This is a genomic window from Prevotella melaninogenica, assembly GCF_003609775.1.
Lineage (GTDB): Bacteria > Bacteroidota > Bacteroidia > Bacteroidales > Bacteroidaceae > Prevotella > Prevotella melaninogenica_A.
Genome location: NZ_AP018050.1, coordinates 860,647 through 883,633, shown reverse-complemented (window position 1 = coordinate 883,633; position 22,987 = coordinate 860,647). Strand labels below are relative to the sequence as shown.

General features: G+C 41.1%; 19 protein-coding genes. 4 read left to right on the top strand and 15 right to left on the bottom strand.

Translation table 11 applies throughout. From position 1 onward, the window contains the following. Positions 1-118 precede the first annotated feature (118 nt). The 10 genes from PMEL_RS10250 to mtaB all read right to left on the bottom strand — a co-directional run bounded on the left by PMEL_RS10250 (position 119) and on the right by mtaB (position 13,953). Complete coding sequence (locus PMEL_RS10250; RefSeq protein ID WP_120175164.1) at positions 119-5,665, bottom strand: alpha-2-macroglobulin family protein; 5,547 nt, start codon at positions 5,663-5,665, stop codon at positions 119-121. 88 nt (positions 5,666-5,753) lie between these two features. After that, a complete protein-coding gene (locus PMEL_RS10245) occupies positions 5,754-6,374 on the bottom strand; it encodes a radical SAM protein (RefSeq protein ID WP_120175163.1) in 621 nt (206 codons plus the stop codon). Beyond that, on the bottom strand, positions 6,359-7,060 hold the full coding sequence (locus tag PMEL_RS10240; RefSeq protein WP_120175162.1) for a carboxypeptidase-like regulatory domain-containing protein: 702 nt from the start codon (positions 7,058-7,060) through the stop codon (positions 6,359-6,361). The genes PMEL_RS10245 and PMEL_RS10240 overlap by 16 nt, the downstream gene beginning before the upstream one ends. An 11-nt stretch (positions 7,061-7,071) precedes the next feature. Next, positions 7,072-7,779 carry a carboxypeptidase-like regulatory domain-containing protein gene (locus PMEL_RS10235; protein ID WP_120175161.1) on the bottom strand — a complete coding sequence of 236 codons (708 nt, stop codon included), beginning with the start codon at positions 7,777-7,779 and terminating at the stop codon, positions 7,072-7,074. An 11-nt stretch (positions 7,780-7,790) separates the two neighbouring features. After that, complete coding sequence (locus PMEL_RS10230; RefSeq protein WP_120175160.1) at positions 7,791-8,525, bottom strand: carboxypeptidase-like regulatory domain-containing protein; 735 nt, start codon at positions 8,523-8,525, stop codon at positions 7,791-7,793. Positions 8,526-8,536: 11 nt separating this feature from the next. Then, positions 8,537-9,250 (bottom strand): carboxypeptidase-like regulatory domain-containing protein, encoded by a 714-nt coding sequence (locus tag PMEL_RS10225; protein WP_120175159.1) that lies wholly within the window; start codon positions 9,248-9,250, stop codon positions 8,537-8,539. Positions 9,251-9,430: 180 nt separating this feature from the next. Next, entirely contained in the window at positions 9,431-10,129 is a 699-nt protein-coding gene (locus PMEL_RS10215) for a carboxypeptidase-like regulatory domain-containing protein (protein ID WP_120175158.1), read from the bottom strand. A gap of 503 nt (positions 10,130-10,632) precedes the next feature. After that, on the bottom strand, positions 10,633-11,445 hold the full coding sequence (locus PMEL_RS10210) for a gliding motility protein GldB (protein WP_120175157.1): 813 nt from the start codon (positions 11,443-11,445) through the stop codon (positions 10,633-10,635). A 121-nt stretch (positions 11,446-11,566) separates the two neighbouring features. Beyond that, positions 11,567-12,604 carry a glycosyltransferase family 2 protein gene (locus tag PMEL_RS10205; protein WP_120175156.1) on the bottom strand — a complete coding sequence of 346 codons (1,038 nt, stop codon included), beginning with the start codon at positions 12,602-12,604 and terminating at the stop codon, positions 11,567-11,569. After that, positions 12,601-13,953 carry a tRNA (N(6)-L-threonylcarbamoyladenosine(37)-C(2))-methylthiotransferase MtaB gene (gene mtaB / locus PMEL_RS10200; protein WP_120175155.1) on the bottom strand — a complete coding sequence of 451 codons (1,353 nt, stop codon included), beginning with the start codon at positions 13,951-13,953 and terminating at the stop codon, positions 12,601-12,603. Before mtaB ends, PMEL_RS10205 begins: the two co-directional genes overlap by 4 nt. A 343-nt stretch (positions 13,954-14,296) precedes the next feature. Between mtaB and PMEL_RS10190 the strand changes: the two genes are divergently transcribed. Further along, positions 14,297-14,482 carry an entericidin gene (locus PMEL_RS10190; protein WP_120175154.1) on the top strand — a complete coding sequence of 62 codons (186 nt, stop codon included), beginning with the start codon at positions 14,297-14,299 and terminating at the stop codon, positions 14,480-14,482. 808 nt (positions 14,483-15,290) lie between these two features. Next, entirely contained in the window at positions 15,291-15,650 is a 360-nt protein-coding gene (locus PMEL_RS10185) for a hypothetical protein (RefSeq protein ID WP_120175153.1), read from the top strand. A 20-nt stretch (positions 15,651-15,670) separates the two neighbouring features. Here the strand turns inward: PMEL_RS10185 and PMEL_RS10180 are convergent, their stop codons facing one another. From PMEL_RS10180 to PMEL_RS10165, 4 genes are all read right to left on the bottom strand, one after another. Then, positions 15,671-16,183, bottom strand: coding sequence for a hypothetical protein (locus PMEL_RS10180; protein ID WP_120175152.1), 513 nt, complete (start codon positions 16,181-16,183; stop codon positions 15,671-15,673). Between the two features lie 9 nt (positions 16,184-16,192). After that, a complete protein-coding gene (locus PMEL_RS10175) occupies positions 16,193-16,735 on the bottom strand; it encodes a hypothetical protein (protein WP_231999424.1) in 543 nt (180 codons plus the stop codon). A 170-nt stretch (positions 16,736-16,905) separates the two neighbouring features. Then, positions 16,906-17,166: a SemiSWEET family transporter gene (locus PMEL_RS10170; RefSeq protein WP_120175150.1), complete on the bottom strand. Its 261-nt coding sequence runs from the start codon at positions 17,164-17,166 to the stop codon at positions 16,906-16,908. A 189-nt stretch (positions 17,167-17,355) separates the two neighbouring features. Beyond that, positions 17,356-20,046: a 3'-5' exonuclease gene (locus tag PMEL_RS10165; RefSeq protein ID WP_120175149.1), complete on the bottom strand. Its 2,691-nt coding sequence runs from the start codon at positions 20,044-20,046 to the stop codon at positions 17,356-17,358. Between the two features lie 158 nt (positions 20,047-20,204). Between PMEL_RS10165 and PMEL_RS10160 the strand changes: the two genes are divergently transcribed. Both PMEL_RS10160 and PMEL_RS10155 read left to right on the top strand, forming a co-directional pair. Continuing rightward, positions 20,205-20,726 carry a DUF6155 family protein gene (locus tag PMEL_RS10160; protein ID WP_120175148.1) on the top strand — a complete coding sequence of 174 codons (522 nt, stop codon included), beginning with the start codon at positions 20,205-20,207 and terminating at the stop codon, positions 20,724-20,726. 85 nt (positions 20,727-20,811) lie between these two features. After that, the gene (locus tag PMEL_RS10155; protein ID WP_120175147.1) at positions 20,812-21,303 is read left to right on the top strand and encodes an exonuclease domain-containing protein; all 492 of its coding nucleotides are present in this window, start codon (positions 20,812-20,814) and stop codon (positions 21,301-21,303) included. Between the two features lie 617 nt (positions 21,304-21,920). Here the strand turns inward: PMEL_RS10155 and pheS are convergent. Beyond that, positions 21,921-22,958, bottom strand: coding sequence for a phenylalanine--tRNA ligase subunit alpha (gene pheS, locus PMEL_RS10150; RefSeq protein ID WP_120175146.1), 1,038 nt, complete (start codon positions 22,956-22,958; stop codon positions 21,921-21,923). Between the last annotated feature and the right edge of the window lie 29 nt (positions 22,959-22,987).

The following is a 22,987-nucleotide window of genomic DNA, read 5'->3' as shown; positions in this document are numbered from 1 at the left end:
AACAGCCACTACTCCACAACTCTATCATATAACTTGTTCACTTGTCTACTCGTAAACTTGTCTACTCGTAAACTTGTTAACTCGTAAACTTAAATAACTTGTCAACTCGTAAACTTATCTACTCGTCAACTTGAATAACTTCTGCGCCTGTACGTCCACTATATTCAGGAGCGTATGCACATTGCGCAGTGCAGGTTCCTGTCTGATAAACACCTGCTCGGTCAATATAATATTCTGTTTCAACGACATGCTTACCCTTTGCCATCTGGTCGAAGTAGTAATTAGTCGTGTAATCCTTTGGAGCAATGTAATACCCCCAACGATAACCACTCAACTGACTAACAGGTTCAAGGCAGGCTGCACGCTTGTCAACAACCTGCACAAAGTCGTAATCACGGTCGGCAATGATCGTCAAACGGATACGCACCTTGTCACCAACTTTAAGGTTCTTACCTCTCTTCAACAGTACACTATCAACCATTACCTCACGCTTAATCTTCAAGCCAGATGAAGCATCGGAGATATCTGTTGACGTCTGGAAGAACTGTGCATAGACAGCACCCCAACTTGTGCCAGTGCTTGTCTTGCTGATAACCAAATCATGACTTTCAGACGATTGGAAATCAACAGTCTGTGTAGCCTTCACATAACCCAAACCTGCCGTAGGCTGTGTTGTCTGCAAAGGTTTGTTATCAAGCATCAACGTAGCATGCTCTCCATTCTGCATCAACCAATTGCCATTGTTCATAAATGCCCAAATAGCATTCACTGAGTTCAATGGTGTATCCCAAGCCTGCGTACGCTTCTCCTGCAAGAGCCAACGCTGCATTTCAACAAGAGTCTTACTATCAGCAGGAGTAATCGTCTTTATCGCCTCAATAGCAGCCACCTCTGTTGGAATCTTATAATCACGCCAGCTGTAATAAGCGTTTTTAGAATCGAAGTAACGTCCCTTCTCCTCTGTATAAACCGTATATTCCTTGATACTCTGCAGGTATTCACGCGCCTTCTCAACCTTACCATACTGCTGAAGGATTACTGCTGTATTCGCTTTACCATAGATAGTCAAATCCGTAGGTTTCTTAGCCAAGCGATCGATGAGATACTTTATGTCATTTGTAGCTCGATCATGATAGAACAAAGCATTGGTGTAAAGATAATCACAGAGTGCGTCAGAAGGGAACAATGTTGTATTATACTTCTTCTCATCACGCTTCATCTCAGCAACACACTTAGCTACCTTCTTATCCATAAAGCGGAAAGAAGCATTAATCATGTTTGTTACCTCTGGGCTTGGACTTGTAAGGTTCTGCAAACGGGCAAGTGTCTTCGTCACCGCAACAGTCATATAAAGGCTCCCCTTCATTCCTAGCCACCAAGCGAACGAGCCGTCAGAGTTTTGCAGTTTCTTTAGACTTAAGAATGTTGATGTCAATTTGTTCTGCAACTGATTCTCATCGAAGAAGCGCACAAGTTGCTGTTTTTGTTCGCTTTCATTCTTAGCATCCATCACCCAAGGAGTCTCATCAAGTGTCAAGGTTTTGAGTTCTTGATTCTTCTCCAAAGCCGACATCATAGACGTTTCCTTACCTATTTCCTTCTTCCATTGCTCAATAGTCTGCTTAATCGATGGGGAAGTACTCATGATCTGCTTACCTAAACTATTTGCATAATAAGCCGAAACAAGACTGATAGCATTCTTTTCACTTGCATCTGCCACATAAGGCAATGCCTGAATCATCAGCCAATTTGGGTTATTAGTGTACTCTACGGTCAGCTTTTGGTCTGTACTCTTCTTTGGGAAGAGCTTACCAACATTAATCGTCTTCACCCCAGCATCATTCTGTGTGAATGGGTAAGTGTTTGTTACATACTCCTTATTCTGAAGTACTGAGAGGTAATGTTGCTCACCATCAGAGAAGCCATCGCCCTCAACCGTGAAGCGAACAACGAGTAAAGACTGGTCAGCTGTAAGTTTATTAGCATTCTTCGCCAGCAATGAAGCTAAGCTATAAGTTGCAGAGCCACTCCCCTGCGCCTTCAAAACAACAGTTTTACTGTCTGTGAAAAGCATCTTTTCAGTTGCAGGATCAAGGATTTCAACCTTTGCTTTTGCATTGATATCTTTCTCAGATTGATTGAACAAACGAGCAGAAACCATTGCCTCATCACCCATACGGACAAAGCGAGGCATATTAGGCTGCACCATCAAAGTCTTTTGAGCAACGATATCATCAGAAAGGAAGCCATTGTTCATATCCTCATCGTGTGCCAATCCCATGAAACGCCAAGTAGTAAGGCTCTCTGGAAGCGTAAACTTAATACTAACATTACCCTTTCCATCCGTCTGCAACTGTGGATAAAAGAATGCTGTCTCATTGAGATTCTCACGCATAGAAGGCTTTACATTCTTCGTTTCGCCCTTCTCTTGTTTTATCTCCTCATCTTTCTTTACTACAGGAGCAGTAAATTTCGCTTCCGTTTTCTTTGTAGGTCCAAAGCCAACCGTAACGACCTCATTCATAGAAGACTCCTTTGCAAAAGCCATTGTCTTAACGGTACGTGTCATACTTACCATTCGGTCTGCTCTTGCTGAATAAAAATAAGCTTCTGGAGTATCATATTGTTCTAAGAAACGACTATCAAATTTCGATAAAGACAACATCTCTACATCAAAAAGTTTGATATAAGCTTCTCCTGAAAGACCAAAGCTTGAATAGTAAGGACTCTCCCAATTAACAGATGTATAGTTAAGCAAGAAGAAATTGCCTAAGTACCATGAATTAGACAAGAACTGATCAAGACTCTTGTCATAAAGTGTTGCCATCAGTAGAGCATTGACAGCCTTGCCATCAGGACGATTAATGGTTACCGTCCATTCTTCCTGCTGTCCTGGAATAAGTTTATTACGGAAAGTCTTCCATTTTACTATCAAACTCTTATCTGGTAACGGACGTGTAATCCTCTCTGAATGAGAATACATTATGCCATTCTTTACCCAAGCATAATTAAGACGTATCTCATCACCATATTCTTCCTTATAAACAAACTTGCGTGTCTGTATACTATTGCTTTGATTGAAAGAACCTGTTTCAATCACTTTATTACCTGAAAAGATGGAATAAACAACATACTGATTTTCATCACTTGAACCCACCTGCATATAGATAGGACTACCATCGCGAGGGAATTGGATTCCACTCAGATAGAACCAATCATGTGTCTCTATAACAGGACGCTTGTCGTCCATTGAGAAAACAATGAAGTCTGTATCAATAGTATCTGTTCCACAAATAGCATGCACACGATAAGCGCCAGAAGACAAGCCCTTTATAGCAACATTCTCATTTGCCTTCACGCTCTTGTAATTGCTATAAACATATTTACCCTTATCCTTCTGCTGTGGTACGATTACATACTTCACAGTTCCATCAACAGGAGATCCTGCAGCATTCAGATAATCAAACTTTATCGTTTTAAGAATGTCACGCAGGTTCTTCTCAAGAATATTGCAAAAAAGACTTGCCTCCTTTGTTCCTAATGGTAATGATGCAAAACCGTCATGTGTCTCACCTGCAGCATCGGTCACCGAAGCCTCAACTCTAAAATTATAGAAAAGTGAACGATAACCCTTACCAGACTTTAGTTCCTTCTTGGCTTTATCAGACAAAACAAAAGGTACAGTAACAACAAACTCTCCTTTGTCATCTGTGACAACATCTTGCTCGTTCACTTCCCCACTACCTTCATAAAAGCGACTCCAATAGCTTATACTACGTGTAACGACATAATGCACCTTTGCACCTTGTACAGGTACACCAGCAAAACTCTTGGCACGACCAATCAACTTGATAGAATCACCGACAGCATACTTCTCCTTATACTCATCAAAGTTTACATCAAACGTTGGACGTTTGTACTCATCTACTTGGAAACGCTTAGATCCTTTTGTTCCAAAATCAGCATAGATAGAAAAGCTACCAGTCAATCCACTTGTTGGAAGATTAAAGTCTGCTGCAGCAGTACCGAAACGGTCGGTGGTTACTGACTTACGTCCTATCTCCTTATAATTGGCATCTTTCAAAACCATATCGAAGGTTTGTCCGTCTGCAGCCTTAGTCTTATAATCTTGCTTGGTGTTCTGATAAGCAATGACAGATGCATGTACCGTCTGCCCAGGACGATAGATGCCTCTATCCGTGAAGACCTGAGTTACCATCTTGTCATAGTTCTCCTTATCGTAATCATACGACCCCTCCAGTTGAGTTTCTTCAAAGGCTTTATCCTTATTCGTAAAGACATAGATGTCAGGGGTAGTTCTTTCCGAATCAAATATGACTTCTCCATTCTTGTTCGTAACGAGTTTCTTAACGATAGAAGGCTTATCATTATAATTTGGATAGGTAGCCTGAACCGTTACATTTGCTACTGGTTGACCATCCACAACATTGACAACAACATATCGTGCTTTCTTCTTTGGTTGCAGTTCGCTCATGACATAGAGGTCACTGACATAATAGAAAGCATATTTTGGTACAATATTCTTTTTAGGCGTTTCTATCTTAATAAGGTAAACGCCCAAAGGTAATGTAGGCATTAAGAAAGAGTCTTTCACCTCTTCATAATCCTTATGACCTGTGTAGGTGCGCTTTATCGTCTGCTTCGTTGCTGGCAACAGACTTGCCATCACCTTAACCATGTCTTTTTCATCCCCAAGATTGAGAGAATGATTTCCCAACAACTTCGTACGTGTTACCGTTACGACTACATCTGACACATTGCGCGTATTAAGCCTCACCCAGTTATTCTTCTCCGATGAACTAACATTACGCTTATCAAAACTCACGTCAAACATTGGTCTTGTCAGTTCTTCACGAGCATTACGTAAAGCTACTATTCGCTTCCATGATGCCCAACGAACAAGGGCTTTATCAATATAAGCTATCTTCTCCTCAACTGGAGTATCTTCTCCCATACAGGCATAACGCTTCAACGCAACTTCCCCACATATCGGTAAGTCGCTATACTCTAAAATGAGTGAGTCAAGCTTTGGAATACTTTCTTTTTCATTCTTTATTCCCAGCAAGGCCATGTAGCAAGCTGCCTCATGGTTTCCAACGCTTTTATAATAGCTATGTAGTTTGTCGTAGTTACCCACCTGCATACCAATAACATGCAGCAGGTCACCCTTGAAGATATTATCATTTTTACCTACCACTATTAAAGGCTTAAAGTCTGCTGCTTTCTGACTTGCCAACAGAGAAGGGTTTGCCAGAGCCTTCTTAAAGTAACCCTCAGCATTTCCCTCATCATCATTCCGACCTATCACACCCAAGATACAGTTGTAGACAGCCGACAAGACCTCATCCTTACCTTCGACCATCTTTGCCTTTGCCTTCAATCGCTTAAACTCTACTTCAGTAGAGTCGGGTGCAATCTCTGTCTGTAACCTTGATGCTAACAGACTGGCAGCCAAGATTTGCCCATAGGCTTTCTCTTTCTGTGCTTTCTGTTCAATCTTCTGTAATAAGCTGATTTGTGTCTTTGGCAAGTCCTTTTGCTCAGCTTGATTTACTTGTTGCCATAAGGCGTCGAAGCTCTGTGCTGTTACTGTAATTGGCAACAACAGAAATATAATTGATAAAATGATAAGTGGTTTCTTCATACTCTCTTTCTTTTATTAATTGCAAAGATAATGCTTTTCAAGTAAAAAACGAAAGATGAGCTATGTATATTGTATAAGATGAATACTACTACCGCACAATATAATTAAACTTATCAAAGTTTGTAAAGCCCATCTCTTCCAACTGTTGCTGGCTCTGCTGGCGGTCTTCATCTGTGTTATATTCGGGTATCAACGGTAAGCGTATAATAACCTTGTCAGCATGGCCATTCGCAGCTAACCATTGAAGATTACTGATTACCTGCTTATTCTCTTTACATCCATATGCTTTGTAGATATCAGGGTTCATGTCTTTAATATCTACATACCACATCTGCACCAACGAGGCAATAGCTTTGATATTCTCAAGCGGTACATTGAGCGATGTCTCCATCGTCAACTTCCATTCGGGGTTCATTATCTCGGCAAAGGCCTTGATGAAATCCGAACGTAGGAGGGGTTCACCCCCTCCAAAGCAAATACCGCCACCCGTTGCCATAAAGTAAAGGTCGTCTATCTCCACCTCACTATACAACTCTCCGGGTGTCAGCCTGCACCATACACCATCAGCCTGCAAGCACTGAGCGTTTAAGCAGTACTCGCAACGTAGCGGACAACCATGAAAGGCAACCAATGTTGTTACGCCTTCGCCATCCGTAGTGAGTCTGTGCCGATTAATGGCAATTAACGGTGCTGTTATTTCTGATTGCATTTCTCTTTATGTGATTGAGGAGCAGTGCTGTCGGCTAATTCTTTCTCTAAATACTCCCTATCTATCTCCCCTACTACGTCAAGAGAAGGTTCTAAACGGACAACCATATTATTAGGATTACGAATAGACTTCACTGCTATCACCTTATCCTCAAACCCATAAGATGAAAACACAAGGGTGTCATTGCGATTAACCTGCAGAGCAAAACTTCCATCTTCACCCAAAGACAGTCTCTTCTTACCTCCTAATATCATAACATTAACTTCTGAAGCAGCCTTACCAGTAGAAGCATCCAACACTTGCCCACTAATAACGATAGCATTCTTCAAATCTGTTGTGAGTGCTTTGGGTATAACTACTTGTTCACCCCTAACTGGCATATCTATAGAATCTTGAGCTTTATTCTCAACATTACAGCCCTTTGGAGTATTCTGACACGATGTTAGCGGAACAGTTGCAACACAAAGTCCAGCAGCCAATCCAGCTACCTTCATGCCCCATCCCTTGCGTTTCCGTTCTCTTAACTGCGTCTCTAAATAACGTATCTCCGCCTCACAAGCAGGGCACGTACCCGCACACTCCCCTTCGTAATGACACTCTTTAGGCTGATAACAGATACCGTTCGCATCCGCTATCTGCTGCCGAATACCTTTCAGTAGTTTACAAGTACTTTTTCCTTTTGTCATAACATTTATATTTACTTACACTTCTTTTTATTCTTCTCCTTATGCGTCTTCGGCTTATAAGTCCTATGTCCATACACATCATCGTAGTTTGGCGTAACGATTACAACTTCTCCTGCTATGCCCGATAAATCATAGGCTTCCAGCACAATAACATTATTATCTGAATGCAAAAGAGAACTTACACTAACCGTTTTCTGCTTGTAACCAATGAATGAAATAACCAACGAAGTGTCTGGTGGTAACTTCAAAGCAAACTGTCCATCTATATTTGTTGCCACACCCTTGTTTGTTCCCTCTATTACAACTGAAGCACCTGTCAATGGTTCTTTATCATCACTACCAATGACCATTCCACGTACAACCACAGGTGATGCACAACTATCAGAAAGGTCTACTACCTTTACATCGCCTTTCTTGGCTGTATGTACAGGACGATTAGCCGTACTATCAGACTTAACACCTTGTGCAGCAGCAGTCATCGGCATTACCGTAGCGCAGATACCAGCAGCAATACCAGCCACCTTCATACCGAAGCCATTACCCTTACGCGCCTTTAACTCACGTTCAAGATAACGTATCTCCTCCTCACAAGCAGGGCAAGTACCTGCACAATCCCCCTTGTAATGACACTCCTTAGGTTGATAGCTGATACCATTGGCATCCGCTATCTGCTGCCGAATATCTTTTAATAGCTTACAAGTACTCTTTCCTTTTACCATAATCCTTATCCTTACTTACACTTCTTTTTATTCTTCTCCTTATGCGACTTAGGCTTATCAGTTCTACGACCACTCACGTTATCTTTATTACGTTTATTTTCACCTTTACAGGTAGGTAGTGTAGCTATTGCTACAATGCCATCTAACATTGGCTCTCTACTATCCTCAAGCACTATAACATTATTATCAGAATGCAAAAGATAGCTTACATGAACCTTCTTTGTCTTGTATCCGATATATGAAATAACCAAAGAAGTGTCTGGTGGTACTTTCAAGGCAAACTGTCCATCAATATTTGTTACATCACCTTTGTTTGTTCCGTCTATAAAAACAGAAGCACCTATTACAGGTTCTTTATCATCACTACCAATGACCATTCCACGTACAACCACAGGTGATGCACAACCTTCAGAAAGGTCTACTACCTTTACATCGCCTTTCTTGGCTGTACGCACAGGACGATTAGCCGTACTATCGGGCTTAACGCCTTGCGCAGCAGCAGTCATCGGCATTACCGTAGCGCAGATACCTGCAGCGATACCAGCTACCTTCATACCAAAGCCATTACCCTTACGTGCCTTTAACTCATGTTCAAGATAACGTATCTCCTCCTCACAAGCAGGACAAGTACCTGCACAATCTCCCTTGTAATGACACTCCTTAGGCTGATAGCTGATACCATTCGCATCCGCTATCTGCTGCCGAATATCCTTCAATAGCTTACAAGTACTCTTCCCTTTTACCATAATACTAATCCTTACTTACACTTCTTTTTATTTTTCTCCTTATGCGACTTAGCTCCTTTCTTAGGATGATGCTTCCCTGATGTTCCTTCTATGCCCCCAACGGTGATAATCTTATGCCAATTGGTAGTATCCTGCTCAAGATAAATCGTCTTATCCTTTGTCGCTAACAGCTCTTTAACCGTCAAAAAAGACTTATGACAGCCTACGAAGTTTGCCTCTAAAGTGTCGGTTGGTAGAGCTTTCACTGCATACCAACCATCCTGATTGGTACACGTCCCCAATCCATTTGGTGACATTGACCCTTTCAACATAACAACGGCTCCAATAATAGTATCCTTTGTCTTTGCATCAAGCACCTGTCCACGTAAAAGCACAGCATCAGGGTGACCATTGGTCAGGTCTACCACTTTTACACTATCCTTCTTTACAACCGGAGTCTTCTGATCAGGATTACTCTTTCTCTCAGGCTGCACCATAGCCATCATTGGTAATACGCTCACACAAACGCCAGCTGCGATACCAGCCACCTTCAATCCAAAACCACTATGCTGCTTGTTCTTTAGTTGTTCTTCAAGGTAACGGATTTCTTTCTCACAACCAGGACACGTACCTGTACATTCGCCCTTATGGTGGCACTCCTCAGGATGATAGCTTATTCCATTCTCATTTGCAATCTTCTGACGGACATCCTTCAATACCTTACAAATAGCTCTACCCTTGTCCATAAATTATTATTTAAGTGTGAGTAAATAAAAGATTCAGCTACAAAAATACAAAAAAAAGAAGATAAACAAAAACAAACTGACATTTTTAGTATTCATGTTCAAGAGATACCATTCGCATCCGCTATCTGCTGCCGAACATCCTTTAGTAGCTTACAAGTACTCTTCCCTTTCGTCATAACTTTATTTCTTATTACACTTCTTTTCCTTATGCGACTTAGGTCCTTTCTTCGCCTTATGCTTCCCGAACATTTTATCGCATCCACCCAAGACTATAATTTCATTCATCATCGCCGAGTCCTCAGTGATATAAATATCATTATTCTTTTTATCTAAGAGTTCTTTAACCGTCACACTCATTTTATAATAACCAACAGCTATCACCTCCAGTGTATCAGTTGGCAGAACTTTCACAGCATAGTCGCCCTCAATAGCGGTGACAGTTCTTTTCTTTGTGTCCTTCGACTCAACAACGGCTCCAATAACAGTCTCCTTTGTCTTTGCATCGAATACTTGACCGCGTAAAAGCACAGCATCAGGGTGACCATTGGTCAGGTCTTCTGCTCTTATAGAATCATTCTTTATCGTCTTAGCCGTCAAGTCAGGGTTTGTATTACGCTCAGGTTGTACCATAGCAGCCATTGGCAATACAGTTACACAGACACCAGCTGCGATACCTGCCACCTTCAAACCAAAACCACTATGCTGCTTGTTCTTCAGTTGTTCTTCAAGGTAACGGATTTCCTTCTCACAACCAGGGCACGTACCTGTACATTCACCCTTATGGTGGCACTCTTCAGGATGATAGCTTATTCCATTCTCATTTGCTATTTTCTGACGGACATCCTTCAATACCTTACAAATAGCTCTACCCTTGTCCATAAATTATTATTTAAGCGTTAGTAAATAAAAGATTTTGCTACAAAAATATAAAAAAAAGAAGATAAACAAACACAAACTGACATTTTTGTTATTACATGACGATAAATTTAAACATTCACAATAAAATACACATACAAAATATTAACTTATCAACAGAAGACTAAATATTTACACCGCATACCAAAAAACATTCCTTGTAAGTCAGCTATTTGTATCTTACAACAAATAAAATGATAGCTACAAAGTTCACCAGCCCTATTCAAACCTTGTGCTGATGCTCCGCACATGTGGTGCGGAGGCTTAGCACCACTTGTGCTAAGGGCATATTACCTTATAATATATAGTTTAGGTAAAAATGATTTAGCCTTAAAAAGACTATTGGAGATAAAATGCTATAACCTATTAGATACAATTATCCCCTCTGCAAAACCTTTTATACGGTCATTGCCGTTGGTTCTGAGAGGGGATAATATATTTCTTATGAGTCCGTTAAACCTTCACCATTAACTCTCCACAACAGTAAATTTGGAGAAATCTGTCATACGAAGCAGTTCCTCGTATGAGGTCTTAGGATTCTTCTTCATATAGTTATCTACGGCTTCCTCGTATCGACTGTGATAGATACGCTTTGTCATTATCTGATTAACAATCCATTGTATCTTGCCAATCTGCAAGTCGCGCTCTAACTGCGGACGTGACTCGAAATGCTGTAAAGGGTAGATACTCATCAAATAGAATGTCATACAATCTGGAAGAATGTATTCACGTGACATCTGCTTACGCTGTGTTGGCGAATAGAACTTCGCATACAAAGGGTAATTAGGACCGAGGTACTTGTCGAGCGAGATACCGATAGTACCATTACCCACAACAACACTTTGGTCTAAAGCCGAGATCTGTGCATAGACTCTTGGAATTGTTATGTTTGGCAAAGCCTGCTTCAGATGTTTGAAAGCTGTACTAAACTGATGATCAAGGTCTTCTGTATTCGCAAACTCCGACTCTACAGCAGCAATGACTGACTGTAAGGTTGTGTCTTGATAGAACTTCAGGAACTTTGTATTAATGTCTGGATCGGTTATCTCACCTATCTTTACAACATCTTCTATCAGTGTACGGGTCTCTATCGGATACTCTGTATTCATCTGCTGAAGTGCAGAGAAGTCACCTGTTGTCAAGTAACGATATTCCAAACGGTCATAGCGATCTATCTCTAATAACAGTGAATTATCATTCACGTCATCAGATGAAAGTTTGAACTGACAGCCTACACAGGTGAACAGAACAACTAATAATATGAAATAGAGATATCTCACTGGTTACTTTCTGGTTACTTTTTACAATATTTGAGTATTGATTGCAAAATTACTAAAATATATTTTAAAATGCAAGTGTTTTGCTAAAAATATTAAAATAACATGCAACTATATCCTATTTTCATTCAGATAAGGAACTAAAAAACTTACGACCCTTCACGTAATATTGCCAAAGAAGGGCATATTTCTTACGTCCATCATTTGTGCATAAAGGGAGATTTTCTCGATGTTTTACCACTCCATCAAGACGAATAGGTAATCTCTCAAACTCATGTCGCCACTTTTTAAAAGCCCTACGAGCTGAGAAAATCGCCTTAAATTCACCCCAATTACGATTCAGAATCAGCGTTTGAAATGCAGCTAAATAGTCTAAGAACCATCGTACACGCATGACATGTTTCAACTCATCTTCTGGCAAGTTCTTCCATAACATGGTCAAGTTATTACGGAAGTTTAGAAAGGTTTTACGTGGGTTTGACTTAGGCAATGTGCCGCCTCCAACGTGATAAACATAGCTTTCTGGGAAACAAAAGATGCGCCTACCCATCTGATGCAGTCGCCAACAGAGATCGATTTCCTCATTATGGGCAAAGAATCTGCCGTCTAATCCGCCTGCAGCCCAATAGTCCTTAGCACGTATCATCAAGCAAGCACCTGTTGCCCAGAGGACCTCTTCCGCATTGTCATATTGTCCATTATCATCCTCCACCGTGTCAAAGATGCGTCCACGACAGAACGGATAGCCATAACGATCAATGAAACCTCCCGATGCACCAGCATACTCAAAAGCGTCACGATTAGCAACAGAGAGTAGCTTTGGCTGACAAGCTGCTATATCCTCATGGGCATCCATCTCCTCGATGAGGGGTGTAAGCCAGTGGTGCGTCACCTCAACATCACTGTTTAACAACACGTAATACTCGCTGTCTACTTGCTTTAGTGCACGATTATACCCCTCTGCAAAGCCATAGTTCTCAGCTAATTCTATCACTCGAACATGTGGATAGGTTGTTTTCAGCCATGCGACAGAGTCATCTGTTGAAGCATTGTCGGCTATGATAACCTCTGCCTCATCACGTGAATAATTCAGCACAGAAGGGAGATATTGCTCCATCATGCTTCGTCCATTCCAGTTCAATATGACTATCGCTACTTTCATAAGAGTTCTGCCTTTAATGAACTTTGGTCGAAATTAAACTCTCCCAATCGTACTCGAAGAATCTGGTTGTCATACTCTTCCTTTGCCTGATCGGGCGATAATTCTACACGAATATAGTTATCTGTAAAGCCGTGCATAGCCTTACCTCGTGCCGCTTTCTCAAAGAGGACGTCTGCCTCTTGCCCTATATGCTCTGCATAGAAGGCGCGTGTCTTCTCATCAGAGAGCTTCAAAAGCTTATGTGCACGGTGTTTCTTCTCACGGTCATCCACTACATAAGGGATTGACAATGCCGCTGTTCCTGGTCGTTCTGAATAAGGGAAGACATGGAGTTGGGTGACTGGCAGGGAGTCAAGGAAGTTATAACAATCCTCAAAATACTCTGGTCGTTCACCACGAGAACCTACCATCACATCCACACCTATAAATGCATCGGGCATCTTTTCCTTAATAAGTTTTATCTTACGAGCAAAGAGTGCCGTGTCATAACGGCGGTGCATCAACTCCAACACCTCGTCAGAACCACTCTGAAGTGGGATATGGAAATGTGGCATAAACGCTCGTGACTCTGCACAATACGCTATCAACTCATCATCGATCAAGTCAGGTTCCAACGAACTAATACGAAAACGCTGTATTCCCTCTACCTTATCTAATGCCTTAACGAGGTCTAAGAAGCTCTCACCTGTGGTCTTACCAAAGTCACCTATATTAACTCCCGTCAACACAATCTCCTTTCCTCCCTCTCTTGCAGCCTCTTCTGCCTGCGCAACAAGTGACTGAATGGTCGGGTTACGAGAGAATCCACGTGCAAAGGGAATCGTACAATAAGTGCAGAAGTAATTACATCCGTCTTGCACCTTTAGGAAGTAGCGTGTGCGATTACCACGTGAGCAACTTGCTTGGAAACTTTTAATATCCTTCGTCTTTACAGAGTGATACTCACCCTCTGACGTTTCCTTGTTTTTATCTGTATCTACCTTATTCCACGCATCACTAAGATACTGTACAAGGTCGGCCTTCTCATTACTACCCAATACAAGGTCTACACCTTCTATCTTTGCCACTGTTGCACTCTCAAGCTGAGCATAGCAACCAGTTACAATAACGAAAGCACCAGGATTTTGGCGCACCATACGATGAATAATTTGGCGACACTTATGGTCAGCAACCTCTGTAACCGAACAAGTATTGATCAGACAAATATCTGCCTGCTCAGTCTTCTTCGCTTCACGTACGCCCATATTATATAAGGTACGCGCGAAGGTACTTGTCTCTGAAAAGTTGAGTTTACAACCCAAAGTATAGAACTTGGCTGTCTTGCCTTGAAATGCTGCTGTATCTATCATATAACTTGCAAAGTTACAGTAAAATGAAGACAAAACCAAAGAAATACGACCCGTTTACACATTTGAAAAGATAAGAAAGACTAAGAAAATAAGATTTTACACTGTGAAACAGACCCTCTAAGACCACTAAAAAGCAAGGATTCTGAAATTGTGTAGGCACACATCAAAACCATTAATATTTATTTAACATTCACATAACACTGATTATCAGTGATTTATGAATTTGTTACAAAAGAAGAACAAAAAAAGTTCTAAAAAAATTATTGCCGAATAAAAAAAATACTTACCTTTGCATCGTTTTAACAAACAAATGATTGTTTTACAGATTTAAAAAGCAAAGAAAATGAAGAAATTAGTTTTAATGTTCGTAGCTATCGCAGCTATCTCTTTCGCATCTTGTGGTAACAACTCTAAGCCAGCTGCTAACGCTGACTCTACAGCTGATTCAACTGTAGATTCACTCAGCTCTGATTCAGCTGCTAATACTGTTGCTGCTGATTCAACTGCAGCTGCTGACTCTGTTAAGTAATCAGAGAACGAACAGAAAAAGAGAGAAATTGGCCGTAGGACTTTCGTCCTGCGGTTTTCTCGTTTATAGCGGTCAGACATCTCAGATTTCAAAGTTCATTATTATGATTATCATAGTTGATATAGACAAGATAACTAAACAGCTTTGAAACAGAGTAATATAAAGACAGGATAACAGAAGAACAAAGACTGAAGAACATTTCTTTGATTAACAAGTTAACCAGTAGACAAGTTAACCAGTTGTTTGTAGACAGAATAAAGAAAAGACAAAGTAACAGAAGAACGAAGACTGAATTGCCTGAAGACAGGGTAACAGAAGAACTTTTCACTTTTTACACTTTCACCTTATTCTCTTCTCTATAGTTTTTGCGAGGATAAGAATTATTGTAAAGAAAAATCTAATCTTAAAAACAAAAAGAGCATAAATTGGCTTCCAATTAACGCCCTTTTGGCTTGCAAAAGATGCCCTTTTGAGGTCCAAGTAACGCCCTTTTGAAGCCTTACTAAGCATCTTTTAAAATACGACTATGCAACTCACTGATTCTATGTAACTTACAAAGGCATTCTTTTAGCTCGTCTTATCGTCTTTTAAAGCACCAAAGCGCGCTCATTATGTAAATAAAATTCAATTCACTAAAGAGTAGTTTTGCAACATTTGCAATCATCAAAAGAAAACCTTTATACTAAACAATTTTATGATGCTGACGGCGTTTATATCATAAAGGGGCTATAGACTATGATTCCATTTTGGTCAGCCTTTTTAGTATATGCACTTATCGTGATTGTTGATATTGATAAATTCGTGAGGTATGAGATACTACTTACTTTCTATTCTCTTGTCTGTTTTGCTCGCTGCTTGCGACAGAAACGATGGACCCGTTTACCCCAAAGAATTTATAGGAAACTGGGCAGGTGTGGAAAAGACTGACATTGGTATGCGTCCAACCCTTGACGTGACGGACTCTACTGTAGCATACGACCCAGGCATAGGAGACACTTGCAGGTGGTTTAATAGTTACCACTTTGTGAACGACTCGCTTTTTCTGACCTATAACGAGAATGATACTAACCGCTGCAAAGTCATGGAGTTACGCGATAGTATACTGATTATCAAAGGGTTGCTGTGGAACGAGGAAAAAGAAGTTAACTTCGTACGACAAAAAAGATAAGTGACATATCTTAAATCGTCCTATTCATTTACGATAACTCCCTTATCCAAGTTTATTGTAAGCATCTTACGCTCCTTCCCAAGTTCCTTCAGATACTTAAATTTCACCCTATAGTCTTCGCAAGTAATACCTGTAACTCCCTTTTGATAGACAATTCTGTAATCTGAAAACAAGGCGACATCAGTCATCAAAACGCCCCCTTTCTTATAACCTAAGTATTGCTGAAAATAGGAATCAAAAGGCAGATAATCATCTTGATGCTTATTTATATACTTCCTTACAATGGTTTTTGCAAGTTCAAACTCCTTGTCATTCAACTGTTTCGGGACCTCTTTTCTTATCTTACCAAATAACGAGTCTCCATTAACCGTTACTGCCTTCTCGGAAATAACATTGTATATTTTTTGCCCCGTCACATCCTTTGCGTAGACATCCACAGTATCATTTGGAGAATGGACGGTTTTTACCTTTCGCTTCTCTGTTGTGCAACAGAGTAGAAGGAGACAAGAAAAGATAAGTAGTATAGTCTTCATACGCTTCGATTAATTGTTTTTAAAAGGAATATCCCCCACAAATATCCATACAGATTGATTATTCCCATACTCTGTTTTCATTAACGGAGAGAAGATACTATCACCATTTTCTCGTGCAATGGGATATCGCTTATTCATAAACCAAACGGCATCCTTCGTGCGATAAAGCTTCATCTTGATATAAGGTTTATCCGAAACATAATAGCCACCATATTCTTTCAAATCCTCATAATTGGGGAAGTCTTGCACCAAAATACCCTCTGTCAGTCCCTCACCTGTTATGGTATGAGAGAGGACACCATCGGTATATACCCATCCATGTAACAGCGTAAAGAACTTATTTCCGATACCTATTGGAGCCGTATTGAAGTCGTAATCTTCACATTCCATGATGACAATGTCGTCCTTGAACTCCTTTAGATATTCCCTCTGGTCAGGGAAATGACCTGCTGCGACTCCCGAATCCTTCTGCCCATCAGCCGTCTTTGTCTTGCAGGCAGTCAGTAGAAAGGTGAGAAAGAGCAGTGTTAGGGCTGTTTGATATCGTTTCATACGCATCGTTGTTGTTCGTTTGTAGTGTTCGAAAATAGGTGCTATTAGCTACGACAAAGATAATAAAAGTTTTGCAGATGGCAATGTAATTGATTTGATTTTCAGCCATAAAACAAAAATCCTCTTCATCCGAAAGAATGAAGAGGACACTCATTTTATATTGTTTTGACTTACAATGCAGTGAAAGCTGCTACAAAACCAAAGATGATACCCGGTGTGTTAGCAATTGCTACTGGCCAATCACGCTTCTCCTTAAACAATCCGTAAGCAACCCATAAGGTACAGTTTACACCTGCCATAAATGGCTGAATAAAAGAACCCTTGTTGCCTGCGAGGTTACTTTCTATCTGTGGTAGGTAGAAAACATACATTAAAACAGCTGTCACCATACCAACCCATCCCATTGCAGAGAAGAACTTTTCTTTTGTCATATTATCCTGATTTTATTAGTTTATGAATACAAGAAAGATTTAGCTAATATCTTTTCCTTAGCTATCCAACATTTCACTCTAACACTACAAAGGTATAATTTATTTCCTTTTAAAAGAAATAACAGGTAAAATTTATTGTTCCATCTGTTTCTTTCTTATTTTATATCAGTTGTTTGATGTAGCTCAATCCTAATTAAAATACTTTTGAATGCTATCCATTAGGGGTGTCAAATCACGGTTGAAAACCCTTCCATGGCGATCGACCATCTGCAGGGCATAGGCAATGAACAGTCGATGTTTAGCACGCGACATAGCTACATAGAATTTACGAGCGTCTTCCTCGTCCTGCTGTTTCGTCTTGTTATAGGCGTTCGGGTAGCGTCCATCGGCTGCATCAAAGATGATAACATTATCAAACTCCAGCCCCTTTGCCTTATGAACAGTCGTCACATAGATACGCTCAAGAATACTTTTACTATTACAGAAGTCGGCTTCTTTCAGCGTATTAATATCCATTACGTACTGTGAGAGCTGTGGTGCAAGGGCATTAGCAACCGTTTCGTCTGTCAGCATATCTATGCGGAGGTAACGGAGGATATAGTCTAATCGGGGGATGTCGTTGATTAAACCATCAGAACGAAAGGCATTATAAGCAGTAGAGAGTTCGCTTACAAGAGCTGGTTCATGGTTGGTTGATAGCTGATAAAGTCGGTTGACAGCCTCTCGATAGCGTTCACCATAATTGCTACGAAGCACGTTAGCAAAGGGTTTCACCTTCGGGTGATGAATGAAAGCCTCTTGCTGCGCTTGCTTTTCACGTGCTTTATCAGCACAGAGGCGTACAAGACTGATAGTTGCTTTCACATCATCAATCGCCTGATGACTATTAACACCTGTCAGCTGAAAGCTTTCAAGAAGGCTCTCTAACTTGTAGGAATGAAGACTTGGAGCCAATAGTCTTATCAGTTTGAGCGAGTCGAAGCAGCGGTTCTCACGTGCCTGCATCGTGTCATTGCAGTAACGTTGCAGATTGTTGTCCAATATGTTATAATCATAGTTAGCGTTATGGCCGAGCATAGGACTTGTACCCACGAATGTTAGGAAACGTTGTAGCGCATCAATAGGAGCAAGCAATTCGCCAGTAGCCATCTTTTTATGATAGATAGCATACATCGGATTCTCCTTATCACCGAGCATTGGCGAAATCGGCTTATCGGTTTCTATGTAGAGATCAAGCGGTTCACCAACCACTTCCCCACCCTTAATTCGGATGGCAGCTATCTCTATGATGTCATCTTGAAAGATGCTCAAGCCCGTTGTCTCAGTATCAAATACAACGATTTCCTCCTCATTGTATGCACGAAGAAACTCAGCTGTATAACAGCTATCGGGATAAAGTAGAAAATCAGAAGGCGATAGTGCCAACTGCTTTAGCTTCCAATTAAATCGGCGAGCAAGGGCATGAGAAGGGAAGGCACGCACACCTTTCATGATACGTGTCCACGCAATAGAGTTATGTTCGTTGGATAGAACACTCAAATGTACCAACAACAACTTGACATCGGGTGTATCGAAAAGGTCACGACCAGAGACCTTAAAGTGAGTTAGTCCTACTTCTGTCATCGCATCACTGATACGATCAGCATCCGAATTGGCACTAACGATGATGGCTGTACGCTCTTCCTTATTTTGCTCATAAAGGCGGAGAGCCTCAGTGGCAACATCCTTGTGTTCTGCTTCAATCGTACTACTATGTATGATTCTCAAGTCGCCTGACTTTGCCTTAGTGTCATTATCGGAAAGAGGAAGTAGTTCGCGGTCTATCTTCAGTTGCTTTTCTGCATAGTCATTGAAGACGTCAAGTAGATATTTTGGGGAACGATGATTACGTTGTAGGTGATGTATATTACCCTTACAGCGCATCTTCAACAGTGTCAGCGTTTCCACTTTTGCCCCCATAAAAGAGAAGATTGCCTGCTGTTCGTCACCTAAGTACATCACCATCGGGTTGTCCTCTGCTGTCAGCAAGTCAATGATAGCGAGCTGCATACCGTTAAGATCCTGCACTTCATCGACCTGTATCCATGGATAACGCTTGCAGGTAGGGTCAGAACGATAGATATCGTATGTATAGAGAAGCAAATCCTCGAAATCGAAAAGATGATTTTCCTCCTTATATCGGGCGTAACAATTTGCGTAATACATCTTCCAAAGCAGTACACGAATCCTATCAGCCGTCTTCCCGTCAAGCCCAGGTGCATTCGCTTCGTCCATGTATTCCTGTGCATGATGATAGATATTCACCACCGCCTGCTCGTCATATTCAATCTTTTGTGAGGTACAGATATGCTTTACAGCTTCTCTATCATCATCCGTGAAACTCTCTGGATGGAGGTAATACTTCCATGGATGCTGGTGTTCCATCTGATAGATGAAATGCTGAAAGAAGATAATCGTCTGATAACCTTTGTATCGATTAAAGTCTCTTGTCACTCCTTCTTCGTCCTCGTTGCGATAATCCGCAATAATACTCACCGCCTCTTCGTCGTCAATAATGGCAGAATCGGCTGGTATACGTCCCTGTTCAAAAAGGAACTTAGAACAAAAACGATGCACATTACCCACCATTAGTTCAGAGAAATCACCTCCCACTACCTTTTGAATACGGTTGGTCATCTCCCTTGCAGCACGATTTGTGAACGTCAGACAAAGCATATCCTCATACTTCACACCTCTTTCTCGTGCGTATCTTATCCTCTCTGCAAGGATATGTGTCTTACCACATCCCGGTGATGCCAACACAAGATGATGTCCCTGACTGGCTTCAACAACAGGAATCTGGTATTTATCTAAACTTGGTGTGTAATTGTTTTCTTCCATAGAAAGTATTCTTTATAGCAGTAGATGCTCCCTTTGCAAAAGTAAGAAAAAGATTGGAAATATCTCGTTATCAAGTTAAAAGAATAGAAATAATGTTGTAACTTTGTGCGTAGCAACTTTATGTTAACAATAAACACTAATGTGGAGAGGATTCTGATATGACCAAATTAAAACTAAAGAAGCATCTGGCAGTACTACCTAAGGAAGACGTAATGAACCTTGTGTTGAGTCTGTATGATGCGAGCGCAGAAGCGAAGATGTATCTGGAAATGTATCTTACACCTGATTATAGCGATGCATTGGAAAAGTACAAAAAGATTATTCGCAATGAATTCTTCCCTGCTCGGGGCTTTTCAGACAAGCCTTCATTTGCAACTTGCCGCAAGGCAATCTCCGACTTCAAGAAGTTGAAGGCTGATGCCATTAGTCTTGGAGATTTAATGCTTTACTATATAGAGTTGGGATGTGAATACACAATGACCTTCGGTGATATGTGGGAACAGTATTATACTACATTAGAAACGAATTTTGAGAAAGCCTTGAAGCATATTTCCGACCATAACCTTGAGGAGCATTTCAGACAGAGAATTGAAAGTATGCTTAATTCAACACAATGTGGTTGGGGTTTTTCCGATACCTTATGGGATATGTACTATGACTATTATGGTTGTCAAGAATGAACAAAGAGACTTTGTCTAAACAAACATAGAGCCTCATCTATAGATTTAAGATGTAGCAAACGACCAACAAATTTATAGAGAAACTATGCAGGACTTTGCAGCGATTGACTTTGAAACAGCAAACTTTGAGCGGTGTAGTGTATGCTCGGTGGGCGTGGTAGTAGTAAGGGGAGGAGAGATTGTCGATAGCTTCTATTCTCTTATACAGCCCGAACCGAATTATTATCATTGGCGATGTACGCAGGTGCATGGACTGACGTGTGCAGATACTGACGGTGCACCCGTATTCAGTGAGGTGTGGAAGCAGATAGAACCCATGATAGAAGGTCTGCCATTGGTAGCCCACAACGCACCATTTGACAAAGGTTGTTTGAAGGCATCTTTCTATACCTATCAAATGGATTATCCTGATTATGAATTCTATGATACGCTGAAAGCAGCACGTCAGATGCTCCCTCATCTTCCAAACCATCAGTTGCAAACGGTTTCTTCTGCCTGTGGCTATGAGCTAACCGACCACCATCACGCCCTCGCCGATGCGGAAGCTTGTGCGTGGATAGCACGTGAGATTTTGTAAGCTATTGGGTGATAAGTGATGGGTATTAGGTGTTGATGATGTGATAGGTGATGAATGATAGATATTGGGTGATGATGATATGTTACGTGAGAAATACTGGTGGTAACCATGAAAGTGGGGTTCACAAAGGTTAGTCAGCCTTGTTTTTAAATAAAAAGAATGACAAGAATAAGGCTCACACACCCTCTTTGACGAACGTGCGGAGGCCCCGCACGTGTTGTGCTAAGGCTCCGCACACATGGTGCTAAGCCTTAGCACGCATCTTATTAGACGTCAACCACATGAAAGAACGTTAGCAACAAGAATGATATTTGCCGTTAGAAAGAAGTTTGACGACTCAAAGTTAGTGGACAACTTCTACCTAATTAGAGTTTATCCATTATCTGAAACTACTCATTAAGCAGAATATATAGAAACGAGAATGGGTGTTGATGAATAGCATAAAGCTTCATCAACACCCATTATTTATCACTCAAACTCAACAAAAATCATTAGTAAATGTAGTGTATAGTAGAGGTAGCTCGATTAGAGAAAGAGCTATTTATCAACACCCAACATCTAACATTCATCACCTAAGTGACCCTCAACACCTAAGACTTAACACCCATCACCCAACACTATGCACCTTCAAATTCGCGGAGGAAACGGGTATCGTTCTCTGAGAAGAGACGGAGGTCGCTAACACGATACTTGAGGTTAGCAATACGCTCAACACCCATACCGAAGGCATAACCTGTATATACATTAGGATCAATACCACAAGCCTCAAGGTCGTGTGGGTCAACCATACCACAACCAAGAATCTCTACCCAGCCAGTATGCTTACAGAAGCCACAGCCTTCACCGCCACAGATGTTACAACTGATATCCATCTCTGCGCTTGGCTCAGTAAATGGGAAGTAGCTTGGACGAAGACGAATCTTTGTATCTACACCGAACATCTCACGAGCAAAGGTGAGAAGCACCTGCTTGAGGTCGGTAAAGCTTACATTCTTATCAACATAAAGACCCTCAACCTGATGGAAGAAGCAGTGTGCACGTGCCGAGATAGCCTCATTACGATACACACGACCTGGACAAAGAACACGAATTGGAGGTTCGTGTGTAGACATATAATGTGCCTCGTCATTAGAAGTATGACTACGAAGAATGACATTCTTTGTAACGTCCATCGTATTGCTACGCTCAATGAAGAAGGTATCTTGCATATCACGTGCAGGGTGGTCCGCAGCAAAGTTCAACATTGTAAAGACGTGCTGATCGTCATCAATCTCTGGACCCTGATAGAGAGTGAAACCCATACGAGCAAAGATATCAATAATCTCGTTCTTTACAAGCGTCAATGGATGACGTGTACCGAGGTTGATTGGATAAGCAGTACGAGTCAAATCAATATCATCACTCTGTGCCTCGCTTGTTTCAAGCTGGTCCTTGAGTTCGTTAATCTTGTTCTGTGCACTCTGCTTAAGTTCATTAATCTTCATGCCGACAACCTTCTTCTGGTCGGCTGCCACATTACGGAACTCACCCATCAACGCATTGATTTCGCCCTTTTTACTGAGGTATTTCAGACGGAGTTGCTCCACATCATCAGCACTCTTAGCCGTGAGTGCGCTCACTTCCTTGAGAAGTTCTTCTATCTTGTCTAATAACATAGTTCTTGATTATTTTCCTGCAAAGGTAC

Coding starts and splice junctions, on each gene's coding strand:
- PMEL_RS10215 (WP_120175158.1), bottom strand. CDS start 10,129: ATGGACAAGGGTAGAGCTATTTGTAAGGTATTGAAGGATGTCCGTCAG.
- PMEL_RS10230 (WP_120175160.1), bottom strand. CDS start 8,525: ATGGTAAAAGGGAAGAGTACTTGTAAGCTATTGAAGGATATTCGGCAG.
- PMEL_RS10245 (WP_120175163.1), bottom strand. CDS start 6,374: ATGCAATCAGAAATAACAGCACCGTTAATTGCCATTAATCGGCACAGA.
- PMEL_RS10170 (WP_120175150.1), bottom strand. CDS start 17,166: ATGACAAAAGAAAAGTTCTTCTCTGCAATGGGATGGGTTGGTATGGTG.
- pheS (WP_120175146.1), bottom strand. CDS start 22,958: ATGTTATTAGACAAGATAGAAGAACTTCTCAAGGAAGTGAGCGCACTC.
- PMEL_RS10250 (WP_120175164.1), bottom strand. CDS start 5,665: ATGAAGAAACCACTTATCATTTTATCAATTATATTTCTGTTGTTGCCA.
- PMEL_RS10235 (WP_120175161.1), bottom strand. CDS start 7,779: ATGGTAAAAGGAAAGAGTACTTGTAAGCTATTAAAAGATATTCGGCAG.
- PMEL_RS10175 (WP_231999424.1), bottom strand. CDS start 16,735: ATGAAACGATATCAAACAGCCCTAACACTGCTCTTTCTCACCTTTCTA.
- PMEL_RS10160 (WP_120175148.1), top strand. CDS start 20,205: ATGACCAAATTAAAACTAAAGAAGCATCTGGCAGTACTACCTAAGGAA.
- PMEL_RS10190 (WP_120175154.1), top strand. CDS start 14,297: ATGAAGAAATTAGTTTTAATGTTCGTAGCTATCGCAGCTATCTCTTTC.
- PMEL_RS10225 (WP_120175159.1), bottom strand. CDS start 9,250: ATGGACAAGGGTAGAGCTATTTGTAAGGTATTGAAGGATGTCCGTCAG.
- PMEL_RS10240 (WP_120175162.1), bottom strand. CDS start 7,060: ATGACAAAAGGAAAAAGTACTTGTAAACTACTGAAAGGTATTCGGCAG.
- PMEL_RS10155 (WP_120175147.1), top strand. CDS start 20,812: ATGCAGGACTTTGCAGCGATTGACTTTGAAACAGCAAACTTTGAGCGG.
- mtaB (WP_120175155.1), bottom strand. CDS start 13,953: ATGATAGATACAGCAGCATTTCAAGGCAAGACAGCCAAGTTCTATACT.
- PMEL_RS10180 (WP_120175152.1), bottom strand. CDS start 16,183: ATGAAGACTATACTACTTATCTTTTCTTGTCTCCTTCTACTCTGTTGC.
- PMEL_RS10205 (WP_120175156.1), bottom strand. CDS start 12,604: ATGAAAGTAGCGATAGTCATATTGAACTGGAATGGACGAAGCATGATG.
- PMEL_RS10185 (WP_120175153.1), top strand. CDS start 15,291: ATGAGATACTACTTACTTTCTATTCTCTTGTCTGTTTTGCTCGCTGCT.
- PMEL_RS10165 (WP_120175149.1), bottom strand. CDS start 20,046: ATGGAAGAAAACAATTACACACCAAGTTTAGATAAATACCAGATTCCT.